We start from the raw sequence: 14,657 nt of genomic DNA, 5'->3' as shown, positions 1-14,657 counted from the left end.
AGGCTGCCTCTGGGGAGGCGTTGGTTGTATGATGGCGCCCCTTTGGAGCGGCGCAGGCCGTCATTTTGCACTCAGATTGGCGGAAAAAAAATGGCAAGCTACAGCACCAGCGAATTCAGGGCCGGCGTCAAGATCATCATGGACGGCGACCCGTACAACATCGTGGAAAACGAATTCGTCAAACCGGGCAAGGGCCAGGCCTTCAACCGCGTCAAAATCCGCAACCTGCGCACCGGCAAGGTGCTGGACCGTAATTTCAAGTCCGGGGACACAGTGGAAGCAGCGGACGTCAGCGACATGGAATTCCAGTATCTCTACAACGACGGCGAGATGTGGCATTTCATGAACCCGGAAAACTACGAGCAGCTCGCGGCCGACAAGACCGCCATGGGCGACGCCGGCAAGTGGCTCAAGGGCGAAGAGGTGTGCATCATTACCTTGTGGAACGGCCGGCCGCTGTCGGTGCAGGCGCCGATATTCGCCACCCTCAAGATTACCCACTGTGAGCCCGGCGTGCGCGGCGACACGGTGAGCGGCGCCACCAAGCCGGCGACGGTGGAAACCGGCGCCACGGTGCAGGTGCCGCTGTTCGTGAACGAAGGCGAAATCATCAAGGTGGACACGCGCACCGGTAAATATTCAGCGCGCGTGAAGGAATAGACCTGCCGTTGGTCATTTTTATCTGATGAGAGCAATTGGTTTGCAGTCAAAATCCATTCCCTCCTTTGAAAAAGGAGGGTCGGGGAGGATTTTCTGAAGGTTCAAAATCCCCCTCGATCCCCCTTTACAAAAGGGGGAGAAAGCTGGAGGCCCACCGCGAGCCTTGCTAGTCTCCGGCTGCGTGCCGAACTGCTGAAAAAAATCCGTACGTTCTTTGAGTCACGCAAAGTATTGGAAGTGGATACCCCAGCGCTGTCGCGCGCCGCAACTACCGATCGGCATCTGGCAAGTTTCCGCGTCGAGAGCGCGGCCGGCACCCGTTTCTATCTCCACACCTCGCCCGAATTTCCCATGAAACGCCTGCTGGCGGCAGGCGCGGGTGACATCTGGCAGCTGTGCAAGGTGTTTCGCGAAGGCGAGGCGGGCCGCTTGCACAATCCCGAGTTCACCCTGGTTGAATGGTACCGGCTGGGCTTTGACCACCATCGCCTGATGCATGAAGTGCATGAGCTGCTGGGCGCGCTGCTGCCGGATGCATCGTCCACGGCCGAATACTCGACCTATCGTGAAGCGTTTCAGCAGCATGCCGATCTGAATCCGTTCAATTGCGGCACACGGGAATGCATGCGTGTGCTGCAGGAATCCGGACGGCAGGTTCCCGCCGAGAGCGACCTGGACCCCGATGGCTGGCTGGATCTGGTGGCGAGCGAGCTGGTGTATCCCAGGCTGGGTCGGCGCGGACTGACCTTTATATATGACTATCCCGCGAGTCAGGCGGCGCTGGCACGCGTGCGCGCGGGCGATCCGCCCGTCGCGGAACGGTTCGAGGCGTTCTTGCATGGCATCGAACTCGCCAACGGTTTTCACGAGCTGACGGATGCCGCTGAACAGCGCCGGCGTTTTGTGGCGGATCGCGATTATCGGCGCGCCCACGGCCTGCCGGAGGTGCCGCTCGATGAAAACCTGCTGGCCGCCCTGGAGTCCGGGCTGCCGGATTGCGCAGGTGTGGCGCTGGGCCTGGACCGCGTGCTGATGCTCGCGGCGGGCGCGCAATCCCTGGATCAAGTCATCGCGTTTCCGTCGGGCCGCGCCTGATATTCAGCCAGTGCCACAGCAGCGCGGCGTAAATTGCCACGTTGACGAGGATGACCAGGCTGCCCAGCGCCAGTTGAATATGCGCGGTCAGATGGGCCGGATACAGGATGGGCATGAGGTAATGGGTCACGAAATCGCCGCGGTAGGCGGCTTGGCCCGCACGCTCGCGGAGCGCGTCTTCCAGGTAGGTGAGCGGACAGATCCAGCGGGTGAATTCCACCAGCGCGCCCCAGACGATAGCCGGCAGGTGCAGGAATACCAGCCACCGGCGCAACCACAGCAACAATCCACCTGCGACCACGAAGATCACGAAGGCGAAGTGGATTACCACCACCAGGTCGGACAACAGCAGATACGGCAACGCGACACCTGCCGGAAACGCACGCACGCATTGTGCGGCGTAGAATAGCGAGCGTGCAATCGCTTTCGACTCCGAGCCGGCATGTTTGAACTCAAGAGCATCGCTGTGGACGACAAGCCCGCGCTGTATGCGGAGCTGGCGCAGCAGGCGCAGGGCCTGCTGCACGGCGAGCGCGATCTGATTGCCAATGCCGCGAATTTCAGTGCGCTGCTGTATTACAGCCTGCCGGACGTGAATTGGGCGGGGTTTTATTTCCTCAAGGATGGCGAGTTGGTAGTCGGTCCGTTCCAGGGCAAACCCGCGTGTGTGCGCATTGCATTTGGGAAGGGCGTGTGCGGGAAGGTGGCGGAGCAGCGCGCATCTATCGTGGTGCCAGACGTGAACCAATTTCCCGGTCACATATTCTGCGACGGCGCCTCGCGGTCCGAAATTGCGGTGCCGCTGCTCAAGAACGGTGAAGTGCTTGGTGTGCTGGACATTGACAGTCCGAAGCTGGCGCGCTTTGACCAGAAAGACCGCGCGGGTTTGGAACAGTTGTCTAAGATCTTTCTCGACGCAGTTTGATGGATCGCGGCAAGGCGCGGCTGCTGAAAGTCATTTTGACCTGGAGATCGTTGCTGCAAAATCACTGTTCATAGCAGTGTGGCGATGCGCTGTCCCATGTGCACGACGCTGCCGGGCGAAAGTTCGCGTTGCCAACGCACGCGGTCGGCCGCGAACAGCAGAATCACCGTGGAGCCCATGTTGAATCGCCCCAGTTCCGCGCCCTTGACCAGTTCCAGCCGGTGATCGAGATAATCCCAGGAGCGCAGCACGTAACCGCGTGGTGGAGTGATTTCGCCGGCCCACGCCGTCTCAATGCTGCCGACGTTGAGCGCACCTACCATGACCACGGCCATGGGGCCGATCGTCGTGTCGAAGATCATGGCGACGCGCTCGTTGCGCGCGAACAATCTGGGCACGGTGCGCGTGGTCGCCGGACTGACGCTGAACAGCCGGCCCGGCACGTGCAGCATGCGCAGCAGAGTGCCGTCCATCGGCATGTGGACGCGGTGGTAGTCGCGGGGTGAGAGATAGAGCGTCATGCATGCGCCATTGGCGAATTTCCCGGCCGCCACGGCGTCACCGCCCAGCAACTCGGTCACACTGAAGTTCCGGTCTTTGGCCTGCACGGCATGCTCACCGGTGGTGGTCCCGAGCTGACTCAGGGTGCCGTCCACCGGACAGGCAATGGCATCGGGCTCGGCCGTCACCGGTCGCACGCCGGGACGCAGCGCACGCGTGAAGAATGCATTGAAGGTCGGATAGGCGGCGATATCAGAAACCACGGCCTCACTCAGGTCTACGCCGAAGCGCCGGATGAACGCGCGGATCATCCAGTTCTTGATTCCGGGATGTTCCAGGCGGGTCAGCCAATGTGTGAAGCGCGAAACCGCGTGTTGTGGCAATGGATATTGCCAAGCGGATTTGAGCCAATCTGTGAGCCGGGCTGTGGTCGCCACGCGCGTGCCGTCAGTCCGGCGGTGGGTTGCGGCGCACAGGCGCCACGATGGTCAGCGAAGATCCATCCGAGAATGTGAGGCTCAGCGTGATGAAATCGCCGGCATACAGAGTCTTGACCGGATGCGTGAGCACGAGGTGATCGCCGTCCGGGGCCAGCTTGACGCTGGCGTGCGCGGCCAGCGTCAACGCCTTGACGGCGCGCGTGCCGTTCTGCAACGTAACCGCGCCGAAATCCTGGCTAGTGGCTTGCTCCAGCGCGAGCGCGCGGCCGGTGTGATTGGTAAGCGTCAAGTAACCCGCCATCGCCTCGATGCCGGGCGCAGCCTCGCGTATCCAGACCTGACTGGCACTGACGGATGGCCCATCGGCATGCACAATGCCGGCAGCCAGCAACAGCAGCAACCCCAAAAATATCCGGCGATGTCGCATCAACATTCTCCGCGTCGGACGAGGATGATGCGGTAGTCATTGGCCATATGCAATGGAATCACAAGCAAGCATGTGTGCAGGACGGTAACCGGACCTGAGGCTGCGGCGGCCTTGCGGGTCGGTACCGGCGAACCCGCTGCGTGCTGCGGGCGCCGGATTGAGTGCGGACCGGGCTCTGGGCCGTAACAGCATTGCGCAGGGATTTTCGGGCGTGCATGCGGAAACTATGCCACGCAAACTTTGCACACCGCCATTTCGATTATGATACGCGCCGGATGCGCGGGAGCCTGTCGTGGAGCCATTCGAGGATATCAGCAACGAGCTGCACACATTGGCGGATTTCGTCCGCTGGGGCGCGAGCACGTTCAATCACGCGCAATTGCATTTTGGTCACGGTAGCAGCAATGCCGTGGATGAGGCGCTGAATCTGGTGCTGCACGGCGTCAATCTCGATCACGACATTCCCCCCTGGCTGCTGGAGGCCCGGCTGACCAAAGCCGAGAAACGCGCGGTGCATGCATTGCTGCGTGCGCGGCTGGAAACCCGCAAACCCAGCGCCTACATCACGCAGCATGCGCGTTTCGCCGGATTGGATTTCTATGTGGACGAGCGCGTGCTGGTGCCACGTTCGCCGATTGCAGAATTGATCGAGAAGGGTTTCGAGCCGTGGATTGCGCCCGAGCGTGTGCGGCGCGTGCTGGACCTGGGTACCGGCAGCGGCTGCATCGCCATCGCGTGCGCGCGCGCATTCCCGGAAGCACAGGTGGTTGCCAGCGATATTTCCGGCGATGCGCTGGACGTGGCGCGCGTCAACGTGGAAAAACTGCACGTGCGCCAACAAGTGACCCTGCAGCGCGCGGACGTGTACCAGGGCCTGCCGGCGGCACGCTATGACATCATCGTCAGCAATCCGCCGTATGTGGACACCGAGGACATGGCGACGCTGCCCGACGAGCATCGTGCCGAGCCGGCCGTGGGGTTGAGCGCCGGCGTGGACGGCCTTGATGTCGTGCGTCGCATTCTTGCGGGCGCGCCTGAATATCTGGCGCCGGGCGGCATCCTGGTCGTGGAGGTGGGCAACAGCCGCTGGGCCCTGGAGCAGGCGTATCCCGCGGTGGCGTTCACTTGGCTGGAATTCCAGCGCGGTCACGCGGAGGTTTTTGTGCTGGATGCAGCGCAAGTGGCCGCGATTTCCAGGCACAAAAAGCGGGCTTAGCGTGTCCGGCAACAGTTTCGGCCGCTTGTTCGTGGTCACGAGCTTTGGCGAAAGCCACGGGCCCGCACTCGGCTGCATCGTGGACGGCTGTCCGCCGGGTCTGGAACTGAGCGCGGCGGACATCCAGCGCGACGTGGACCGGCGGCGCAGCGGCACCTCGCGGCACACCTCGCAGCGGCATGAGGCCGATCAGGTCGAAATCCTGTCCGGTGTGTTCGAGGGTCGCACCACCGGCACGCCCATCGGCCTGTTAATAAGGAATACCGATCAGAAGCCCAAAGACTACGAAGCCATCCAGGAACAATTCCGCCCGGGCCACGCCGATTACACCTATTTGATGAAATACGGCCGGCGCGACTGGCGTGGCGGCGGGCGGGCTTCGGCACGTGAGACCGCGATGCGCGTTGCAGCCGGCGCCATCGCGCGCAAATACCTGCACGAGCGTTATGGCGTCAACATCCGTGGCTGGCTGGCGCAACTCGGTCCGCTGACGCTCGCGGCCGGAGAATTGGATGCGATCGATGGCAATGCGTTTTTCTGTGCCGATCCCACGCGCGTACCGGAGCTCGAGGAATTCATGGATGCGCTGCGCAAGTCCGGAGATTCTGTGGGCGCGCGCATTACCGTGACGGCCAGTGGCGTACCACCCGGCTGGGGCGAACCGGTGTTTGACAAACTGGACGCGGACATCGCCGGCGCCATGATGGGCATCAATGCGGTCAAAGGCGTGGAAATCGGCGCGGGTTTTGCCGCCGTCACGCAGAAAGGCAGCGAACACCGCGACCAGATGACGCCGCAGGGTTTCCTGACCAATAACGCCGGCGGCATACTCGGCGGCATCTCCAGCGGCCAGGACATCGTGGTGAGCGTCGCCGTGAAACCCACTTCGAGTCTGAGACTCCCGGCGCGCACCATCAATACGCGCGGTGAAGCGGCGGAAATCAGCGTGCACGGCCGGCATGATCCCTGCGTCGGCATTCGCGCCGTGCCCATCGTCGAGGCCATGCTGGCGCTGGTGCTCGTGGACCACGCGCTGCGCCAGCGCGCACAGAATGCCGATGTGAGGCCGCCGCTCGCGCCGATTGCGGCTAAAACACGCTAAAATTCCGCGCGCAGGACGTGTGAATTTCCCGGAGTATCCGTGAAGACATATGACGTGGCGGTGGTGGGGGCCACCGGCGCCGTAGGCGCCGCAATGCTGGAAATCCTGGCGGAACGGAAATTCCCGTTCGGCCGCGTATATGCACTGGCCAGCGAGCGTTCCGCCGGCAAGCGCGTGGAATTCAACGGCGCGCAGCTCAAGGTGGAGCCGCTCGCCAGCTTCGATTTTTCCAAGGTCCGGATCGGGCTGTTTTCCGCCGGTGCCAGGTTGTCGGCCGAATACGCCCCAAAGGCCGCGGCCGCCGGGTGCGTGGTGATCGATAACACCTCGCAATTCCGGTACGAGTCGGACATCCCGCTGGTGGTATCGGAGGTCAATCCCCAAGCCATCGCGCACTACCGCAACCGGGGCATCATTGCGAATCCCAACTGCTCGACCATGCAGATGCTGGTGGCGCTCAAACCCATCTACGATGCCGTGGGCATCGAGCGCATCAATGTGGCCACGTATCAATCGGTATCCGGCGCCGGTGCGCGCGCCATCCGGGAACTGGCGGAGCAGACTGCGCGCCTGCTGAATGGCCAGCCGCTGGAGGCGGGCGCGAAATTCCCCAAGCAGATCGCTTTCAATGTCCTGCCGCACATTGACGAATTCCAGGATAACGGTTATACCCGTGAAGAGATGAAAATGCTGTGGGAGACCCGCAAAATTCTTGACGACGAATCCATCCGCGTGAATGCCACGGCCGTGCGGGTACCGGTTTTCTACGGCCATTCCGAGGCCCTGCATATCGAGACACGAGAGAAAATCAACGCGGAACGCGCCCGGAGCCTGCTGCGGGCGGCGCCCGGAGTGGAGGTCCTGGACGAGCGTCAGGCCGGCGGGTACCCAACCGCCGTGACCGAGGCCGCACACCGCGACGCGGTGTTCGTGGGGCGCATCCGGGAGGACCTGTCCCATCCGCGGGGGCTGGATTTGTGGGTAGTGGGCGATAACATCCGCAAAGGTGCTGCTTTGAACAGCATCCAGGTGGCTGAATTGTTGGTAAAAAGCTATTTATCAGCTATAGTTAGCCCGGTTTTGTAAAGAGCTATCTGAGCTTCAGACGCAAACCCGGTCCCTGTCGGGGGCGGCGTGGCAAGGGCAGGTTGGGGAGAGAGCATGAGTAAAAAGCTTGTGTTTGTCTTGGCCTTGATGCTGACCGCGGTGCCTTTGGCTGCCAACGCGCTCGGCTTGGGCGAAATCAAACTCAATTCCGTGCTGAACCAGCCCTTGAGCGCGGACATTTCCGTGGTGAGTGCGGCACCCGACGAAATCAGCAGCCTGCAAGTGAAACTGGCAAATGCCGAGCAGTTCAAGCAGGCCGGTATTCCGATGGCTGACGTGCTCAGCAAGCTGCAGTTCAAGGTGGTGCCTGGCGCCAATGGGACGGCGACCATCCACGTCTCCACCACCCAGCCCTTCCGTGAACCATTCATGGATGTGCTGCTGGATGTCACCTGGGACAACGGCGAGCTCATCCGCGAATACACCGTTTTTCTGAATCCCCCGAGTTTTGAATCCACCACGCAAGCTGTAGCGGCACCTGCGCCCGCCACCACGGCGCCGGTAAGCACCGCACCCGTTGTCGCGGCACCCGCACCCAGCACTGTTGCGCCCACATCCGCTTCGATTGCCAAACCCGTCGTCACTGCGCCTGCGGCTCCGGTGCAGGCCGCCGCACCGCCGACAGCGGCTCCGGCGCCAGCCCAGGTCGCGGCCGCCACCAACGAGACACAGCTGGGCGGCAACTACGGCCCGATTCATCGGGGTGAAACCCTGTCCGAGATTGCACTCAAGCTGCGCCCGCAAGGCGTCACGCTCAATCAGATGATGATTGCCATTTATCGTGCCAATCCCGAAGTGTTCATGCGCAACATCAATCTCATGAAAGCGGGATATGTGCTGCGCGTGCCGAGCGCCGACGACATTCAGGCGGTGCAGGTGGCGGATGCCAATACCGAGGTGCGCACCCAGATTGCCGAGTGGCGCAGCCGGCGCGGTCTGGCGGGCGCGCATCCGCGCGCCAGCACGCCCACCGGTGAACAGCCGTCGCTGACGCTGGTGGCGCCATCGTCTGCGGCGCGGACCGCGGAAAATCAGGTGCCCAGTGCCGGCAAAGGTGCGAGCGGCACGTCGGTGGCGAAGGGTGCGGGCACCGGTCGTGCCGCAGCCGCGGCAACCGCGGCCAAGGCGCCCATCGTGCTCGCGAGCAGCGGGCTCGCCGCGCTGCAGGCACAGGCAAGCAAGGAAAACAATCAACCTTCCGGCACCAAGATCACTCCGCTTGCACCGCCAGAAGCGCTGGGTACCAAGCCGTTGCCCAAGGCCAAAACGCCGGCGCAGACTCAATCGGCTGAATCCAGTGGTTTGCTGGGTTCGCTCAACCCCTACATCATCATTCCGCTGATCGTCATTGTGATCATTTTGATCATCGTCGGCCTGCTCAGACGCAAGAAGCGCAGTGCACCGCCGGTGAGCCGCAAACCCATCAAGTCGAGCGGCACGGGACCTGCGGTACAAGCCGCGGATTGGGGCAAAGAGGAAACCGCCGGACTCAAGGATGTCACGGCGAAGCCAACGGGCGGCAAGCGCGGTGACACCGCGGCCGCGGTCAAAGCCGGGACTGGTGGCGCAGCCAAATCCACTGCCGCCGGTGCTGCGGCAGCGCCTAAATCCGGCGAGGGCGATGCCATCGCGGAATCCGATTTCCACATGGCCTATGGTCTCTACGATCAGGCGGCCGAAGTTCTGAAGAAGGGCCTGGCGCAGGACCCGACGCGGCGTGACCTCAAACTGAAGCTGCTGGAGGTGTATTTCAGCGCCGGCGATCGCGCGAATTTCGTCGAGGCCGCGCACGGTTTGCGCCAAGAAATGGGCGCGAGCCCCGGCCCGGATTGGGAGAAGGTTGCGATTATGGGTCGTCAGGTGGCGGCCGACGATCCGTTGTTCGCCGGTGAAAGCGCAGCACCCGGCGCGGCCGCCGCCTCGGTGGATTTCCCGCTCGACAGCGGCACGGCCGCCGCCGCCGTACCCACGGACCTGGATCCCCTGGCGGGCGCGTTTGAAGGCGTGCACCGGGTGGAGATGCCCGAGGCCCCTGAACCCAAGCCGGCCGAAGACAAGCATGTCGTGGATTTCGAGCTGCCGGATATCGAGCCGGTTCCGCTCAAGGCCAAGGCGGCGCCAAAACCCGCGGAGTCCAAACCTGCTGCGCCTGCGGCCAAATCCAAGGCCAAACCGGGCACGACCACCATGACCGCGGATTTCGGCACGGAATCGCAAGTGGAATTCGACAAGGCGCTCAAGGAACTGTCGGATTTCGTGAGCACCAACGTCCCGCACCAGGATCAGGGCACACGCAGCGGCGCCGCCTTGTCGCTGGCGGCTGACGCGGATGTGGATGCTCCGGGTCCGATGTCCGGCACGGGAACCGTCGCCGGCACTACCAGCCATATGGGCGAAGAGACGACCAACTTGAACGAAATCGGCACCAAACTGGATCTGGCGCGCGCCTACATCGACATGGGCGATTCCGAGGGCGCCAAGAATATCCTCAGCGAAGTGCTCGAAGAAGGCGACAGCCAGCAGAAGCAGGAAGCCCAGAAACTCATGCAGCAGCTCGGCTGATTCGCGCGCCGCAACACGCCGCAGAATGCAGCGTGCACCGGCGGCTCAGTGCGGCGCGTTGCTGGCCCGCATGCCATGTTAACCGGGTTTAATCGCTTTACCGCGTGCTGGCACGGCACACATCCATGCGACTCGCAATCGGGCTTGAATACGACGGTACCGGGTTCATGGGTTGGCAGCGTCAGGTGCATCCTGTGCGTACCGTGCAGGCCTGTGTCGAAAGCGCGCTTGCCACTGTTGCCAATCATCCCGTAGAAGTCACCTGCGCCGGGCGCACCGACGCCGGCGTGCACGCCAGCGGCCAGGTGGTGCATTTCGACACGCATGCGCAGCGCACAGAGCGCAGCTGGCTGCTGGGAGTGAATTCCAATCTGCCCGAGGACGTTGCGGTACGCTGGATGCGCGCCGTGCCCGAGGATTTTCATGCGCGTTTCCGCGCGCGCGCACGTCATTACCGCTACACGATCGTGAATCGCGCGACGCGGCCGGCGCTCACGCACAGGTGCACGACCTGGGTGCATGCCGCGCTGGACCTCGAGGCCATGCGGGCCGGTGCACGGCATTTGCTGGGCGAGCATGATTTCTCCGGTTTCCGGGCCGTCGAGTGCCAGGCGCGCTCGCCGGTGCGCACCATCCACAGGCTGGAGCTGCGGCGTACGGGTGAACAGGTGATTGTGGATGTAGTGGCCGACGGGTTCCTGCATCACATGGTGCGTAATATCGCCGGCGTATTGATCGCAATCGGCGCGCAAAAGCGTGCAGCCGACTGGGCGCGCACCGTGCTGCAAGGCCGTGACCGCAAGCTTGGCGGTGTCACCGCACCGCCGCAAGGTCTGTGTTTCGTGGCGGTGTTGTATCCGTCCGCGTATGCCATTCCGGTGCCGGAAGACGCGTTGTTCGACGATCTATCTGCTAACCTGTGACGGTTGCGAGCGGAATCGCCACATGCGGGTACGAATCAAGCTGTGCGGGATGATGCGTCGCGAGGATATCGAGAGCGCCTCGCGACTCGGCGTGGATGCCGTGGGCCTGGTGTTTTACGCGACGAGCCCGCGCAATCTGCGATCCGGGCAGGCGCGGGAATTGGCGGCCAGTGCGCCTGCATTTCTGACGGTCACCGCAGTATTCATGAATCCGGCACGTGCGGAGGTGGAAACGGTGCTGCGGACCATGCGCGTGGATGTATTGCAGTTCCACGGCGCGGAATCCCCGGAGTTCTGTCGTGCGTTCGGCCGCGGTTACATCAAGGCTGTGCCCATGGGCAGCGGCGCGGATCCGGCGGAATATGCGCGCCGTTATGCTGATGCCTGCGGGCTGCTGCTCGACAGTCATGCGCAGGGCAAGCCGGGCGGCGGGGGCACGCGCTTTGACTGGGCCCGGATACCGCGCATAGTGTCGCCGCCGCTGATACTTGCCGGCGGATTGAATGCGGACAATGTTGCGGATGCCATCCGCAGTGTGCGCCCCTACGGCGTGGATGTGGCAACTGGCGTGGAAAGCGCGCCGGGAATCAAGGATGCGGTGAAAATGCAGGCGTTTGTCAGTGAGGTCACCCGTGTCGCGTGCGCTTGAAAAAACCGCGTCGTTCCGCGAGTCGTTGCGCCGCATGCCGGATGCCAACGGACACTTTGGCGCCTACGGCGGGCAGTTTGTTGCTGAAACGCTCATGGGTCCGGTCGAGGCGCTGCGCCTGGCCTATGAAAAGTTCCGGCGCGATGCGGATTTCCAGAGCGAACTGCAGCGCGACCTGCGCGACTTTGTCGGCCGGCCTTCACCGTTGTATCTGGCAGAACGCCTGACTGCCGAATGCCGGGGCGCGCGCATTTATCTCAAGCGCGAGGATCTGGACCACACCGGCGCGCACAAGATCAACAACGCGCTCGGTCAGGCGCTGCTCGCCAAGCGCATGGGGAAGACGCGCTTGATCGCGGAAACCGGCGCAGGCCAGCACGGCGTAGCTACGGCCACCGTAGCGGCGCGCTTCGGCTTCGAGTGCGCGGTGTACATGGGCGAGGAGGACATGCGGCGCCAGGCAATCAACGTGTTTCGCATGAAACTGCTGGGCGCGAAGGTGGTGCCGGTGACTTCAGGTTCGCGCACGCTCAAGGACGCGCTCAACGAGGCGATGCGCGACTGGGTCGCCAACGTGGACAACACGTTTTACGTGATCGGCACCGTGGCCGGACCGCACCCCTACCCGATGATGGTGCGGGATTTCCACGCCTGCATCGGTGAGGAGACCCGGCGACAGGCGCTGAGCGCCGAGGGCCGGCTGCCGGACGCGCTGGTGGCCTGCGTCGGTGGGGGTTCCAACGCCATCGGCCTGTTCCATGCGTTCCTGGATGACGAGGTGAAACTTTATGGCGTCGAGGCGGGCGGCGAGGGCCTGGCCAGCGGCAAGCATGCGGCATCGCTCAGTGCCGGCCGCAGCGGTGTGCTGCACGGCAATCGCACTTATCTATTGGAAGACGCGGCCGGCCAGATACGCGAAACGCATTCGATTTCGGCCGGCCTCGACTATCCCGGCGTTGGGCCCGAGCATGCCTGGCTGAAGGACATCGGCCGCGTCACGTATGAAACGGTCACCGATGCCCAGGCCCTGCAGGCATTCCATGCGCTCACGCGCAAGGAAGGCATCATGCCCGCGCTGGAATCGGCACACGCGCTTGCCTATGCCACGCAGCTTGCGCCGCGGATGCAACCGACCCAGTTTCTGGTGGTGAATCTCTCCGGCCGCGGCGACAAGGACATCCACACCGTTGCCAGTCATGAGGGCATCGAACTGTGAGCCGGCTGGCAACGCGTTTTGCGGAATTGCGGCGTGCCGGGCGTGCGGCGCTGGTGCCGTACATCACCGCCGGTGATCCGGACAAGTCCGCGAGTGTGCCATTGATGCACGCGCTGGTCGCGGCCGGCGCCGACGTGCTGGAACTGGGTGTGCCGTTTTCCGATCCCATGGCGGACGGGCCGGTCATTCAGCGCGCCTGCGAACGTGCGCTCAAACACGGCACCACGCTGGCCGACGTGCTCGGCATGGTGGGCGAATTCCGCCAGACCGACACGCGTACGCCCGTGGTGCTCATGGGCTATCTCAATCCGGTGGAAGCGTTCGGCACGGAGGCATTTGCCGCCGCCGCGGCCGCAGCCGGGGTGGACGGCGTGCTTACCGTGGACATGCCGCCGGAGGAGGCGGTCCCGCTGGCCGGACTGCTGCGCGAGCGCGGGATGGATCCGGTATTTCTGCTCGCGCCGACCACCGATGTGGCGCGCCTGCAACGTATCTGCGAAACCGCGGCGGGCTTCGTTTATTATGTGGCGCTCAAGGGCGTGACCGGCGCCGCCAACCTGGACGTGGCCGAAGTGCGTCGGCGGCTGGAAGTGGTACGGCGTGCAACGCGCCTGCCGGTGGGCGTGGGCTTTGGTGTGCGGGATGCGCGCACCGCGGCCCAACTGGCGGGCGTGGCGGATGCCGTGGTGGTCGGCAGCGCGATCGTGGACCGGGTGGCGAAATTCGGCAGCCGGCGCGCGGACCTGCTGGCGCAGGTGGGCGCATTCGTGAGCGAGTTACGCCAGGCCATGGATGCGGCACGCGTCTAGGTTTCATTCTGCATTCGCTGCGGAGCAAACTCAGGCATGAACTGGTTCAAAAAGCTCGTTCCATCAGGAGTCAAGACCGAGGAAGCGCGGCCGGTGCGCCGCGGCATCCCCGAAGGCCTGTGGAGCAAATGCGAGGAATGCAACTCGGTGCTGTACCGGGCCGAGCTGGAACGTAATCTTTTCGTCTGTCCCAAGTGCGGTCACCACATGCGCCTCACGGCGCGCCAGCGCCTGGATCTGTTCCTGGATTCCGGTTCGGGCGTGGAGATCGGCGCGGGTGTCGAACCGGTGGACATCCTGCGCTTCCGCGACAGCAAGAAATACAAGGATCGCTTGCAGCTCGCGCAAAAGGCCACCAACGAGAAGGACGCGCTGGTGGCGATGAAGGGCCGACTCAAGGGCATGCGCATCGTCGCGTGTGCGTTTGAATTCAAGTTCATGGGCGGATCCATGGGCGCGGTGGTCGGCGAGCGCTTCGTGCGCGCCGTGGACGCGGCCCTCGAAGACAAGGTGCCGCTGGTGTGTTTCTCGGCGAGCGGCGGCGCGCGCATGCAGGAGGCGCTGATTTCGCTGATGCAGATGGCTAAGACCTCGGCCGCGCTGGCGCGGCTGTCGCGCCAAGGCATTCCCTTCGTTTCGGTGATGACCGACCCCACCACCGGCGGCGTGTCGGCCTCGCTCGCCATGCTTGGCGACGTGAACGTGGCCGAACCCAAGGCGCTCATCGGCTTTGCCGGCCCGCGCGTCATCGAGCAGACGGTGCGCGAGACCCTGCCCGAGGGCTTTCAGCGCAGCGAATTCCTGCTGGAACACGGCGCCATCGACATGATCGTGGACCGGCGTGAAATGCGCGACAAGCTCGCGGCACTGCTGGCGATGCTTACGCGTCAACCGGCGCCGAAGGAAGAGGAAGTGAGGCATGAGGCGTGAGGGGAGGAAAGGCGACCGCCGGAAATCACTGACGTTGCCTGTTCTCGATACGCGCGGCTCACTTCTTTCCCGACCAGCCTCAGCGCCGTTTCATC

Annotated in this window: 15 protein-coding genes; 12 read left to right on the top strand and 3 right to left on the bottom strand. The window is 63.5% G+C overall.

The features are described 5' to 3' along the window. The first annotated feature begins 90 nt into the window (after positions 1-90). Both efp and epmA read left to right on the top strand, forming a co-directional pair. Entirely contained in the window at positions 91-660 is a 570-nt protein-coding gene (gene efp / locus VJR90_00410; protein HKV95936.1) for an elongation factor P, read from the top strand. Positions 661-753: 93 nt separating this feature from the next. After that, positions 754-1,755 (top strand): EF-P lysine aminoacylase EpmA, encoded by a 1,002-nt coding sequence (epmA, locus tag VJR90_00405; protein ID HKV95935.1) that lies wholly within the window; start codon positions 754-756, stop codon positions 1,753-1,755. Here the strand turns inward: epmA and VJR90_00400 are convergent. Next, positions 1,727-2,116 (bottom strand): DUF2784 domain-containing protein, encoded by a 390-nt coding sequence (locus VJR90_00400; protein ID HKV95934.1) that lies wholly within the window; start codon positions 2,114-2,116, stop codon positions 1,727-1,729. The genes epmA and VJR90_00400 overlap by 29 nt on opposite strands. 81 nt (positions 2,117-2,197) lie before the next feature. Between VJR90_00400 and VJR90_00395 the strand changes: the two genes are divergently transcribed. Continuing rightward, positions 2,198-2,680 carry a GAF domain-containing protein gene (locus tag VJR90_00395; protein ID HKV95933.1) on the top strand — a complete coding sequence of 161 codons (483 nt, stop codon included), beginning with the start codon at positions 2,198-2,200 and terminating at the stop codon, positions 2,678-2,680. A gap of 68 nt (positions 2,681-2,748) precedes the next feature. Here the strand turns inward: VJR90_00395 and asd are convergent, their stop codons facing one another. Together asd and VJR90_00385 are read right to left on the bottom strand one after the other, a co-directional pair. Beyond that, the gene (asd, locus tag VJR90_00390; GenBank protein HKV95932.1) at positions 2,749-3,618 is read right to left on the bottom strand and encodes an archaetidylserine decarboxylase; all 870 of its coding nucleotides are present in this window, start codon (positions 3,616-3,618) and stop codon (positions 2,749-2,751) included. A 10-nt stretch (positions 3,619-3,628) separates the two neighbouring features. Continuing rightward, positions 3,629-4,048: a copper chaperone PCu(A)C gene (locus VJR90_00385; protein ID HKV95931.1), complete on the bottom strand. Its 420-nt coding sequence runs from the start codon at positions 4,046-4,048 to the stop codon at positions 3,629-3,631. 292 nt (positions 4,049-4,340) lie between these two features. On the opposite strand from VJR90_00385, the gene prmB reads away from it, so the two are divergent. From prmB to accD, 9 genes are all read left to right on the top strand, one after another. Then, positions 4,341-5,264 (top strand): 50S ribosomal protein L3 N(5)-glutamine methyltransferase, encoded by a 924-nt coding sequence (prmB, locus tag VJR90_00380; protein ID HKV95930.1) that lies wholly within the window; start codon positions 4,341-4,343, stop codon positions 5,262-5,264. 1 nt (position 5,265) lies between these two features. Then, a complete protein-coding gene (aroC, locus tag VJR90_00375; protein HKV95929.1) occupies positions 5,266-6,366 on the top strand; it encodes a chorismate synthase in 1,101 nt (366 codons plus the stop codon). A 39-nt stretch (positions 6,367-6,405) separates the two neighbouring features. After that, positions 6,406-7,452 carry an aspartate-semialdehyde dehydrogenase gene (locus VJR90_00370; protein HKV95928.1) on the top strand — a complete coding sequence of 349 codons (1,047 nt, stop codon included), beginning with the start codon at positions 6,406-6,408 and terminating at the stop codon, positions 7,450-7,452. 75 nt (positions 7,453-7,527) lie between these two features. Further along, complete coding sequence (locus tag VJR90_00365) at positions 7,528-10,035, top strand: FimV/HubP family polar landmark protein (protein ID HKV95927.1); 2,508 nt, start codon at positions 7,528-7,530, stop codon at positions 10,033-10,035. Between the two features lie 125 nt (positions 10,036-10,160). Continuing rightward, positions 10,161-10,958, top strand: coding sequence for a tRNA pseudouridine(38-40) synthase TruA (gene truA, locus VJR90_00360; GenBank protein HKV95926.1), 798 nt, complete (start codon positions 10,161-10,163; stop codon positions 10,956-10,958). A gap of 22 nt (positions 10,959-10,980) precedes the next feature. Then, complete coding sequence (locus VJR90_00355; protein HKV95925.1) at positions 10,981-11,607, top strand: phosphoribosylanthranilate isomerase; 627 nt, start codon at positions 10,981-10,983, stop codon at positions 11,605-11,607. Between the two features lie 34 nt (positions 11,608-11,641). Then, positions 11,642-12,823 (top strand): tryptophan synthase subunit beta, encoded by a 1,182-nt coding sequence (gene trpB, locus VJR90_00350; GenBank protein HKV95924.1) that lies wholly within the window; start codon positions 11,642-11,644, stop codon positions 12,821-12,823. Beyond that, positions 12,820-13,632, top strand: a complete 813-nt coding sequence (gene trpA / locus VJR90_00345; protein ID HKV95923.1) for a tryptophan synthase subunit alpha — start codon at positions 12,820-12,822, stop codon at positions 13,630-13,632. Before trpB ends, trpA begins: the two co-directional genes overlap by 4 nt. 36 nt (positions 13,633-13,668) lie before the next feature. Further along, positions 13,669-14,562, top strand: a complete 894-nt coding sequence (accD, locus tag VJR90_00340) for an acetyl-CoA carboxylase, carboxyltransferase subunit beta (protein ID HKV95922.1) — start codon at positions 13,669-13,671, stop codon at positions 14,560-14,562. Positions 14,563-14,657: the final 95 nt, after the last annotated feature.

This window comes from Gammaproteobacteria bacterium (genome assembly GCA_035279405.1).
Classification (GTDB): Bacteria; Pseudomonadota; Gammaproteobacteria; order Natronospirales; family REEB76; genus REEB76.
This window is presented reverse-complemented; position numbering and strand designations above follow the sequence as displayed.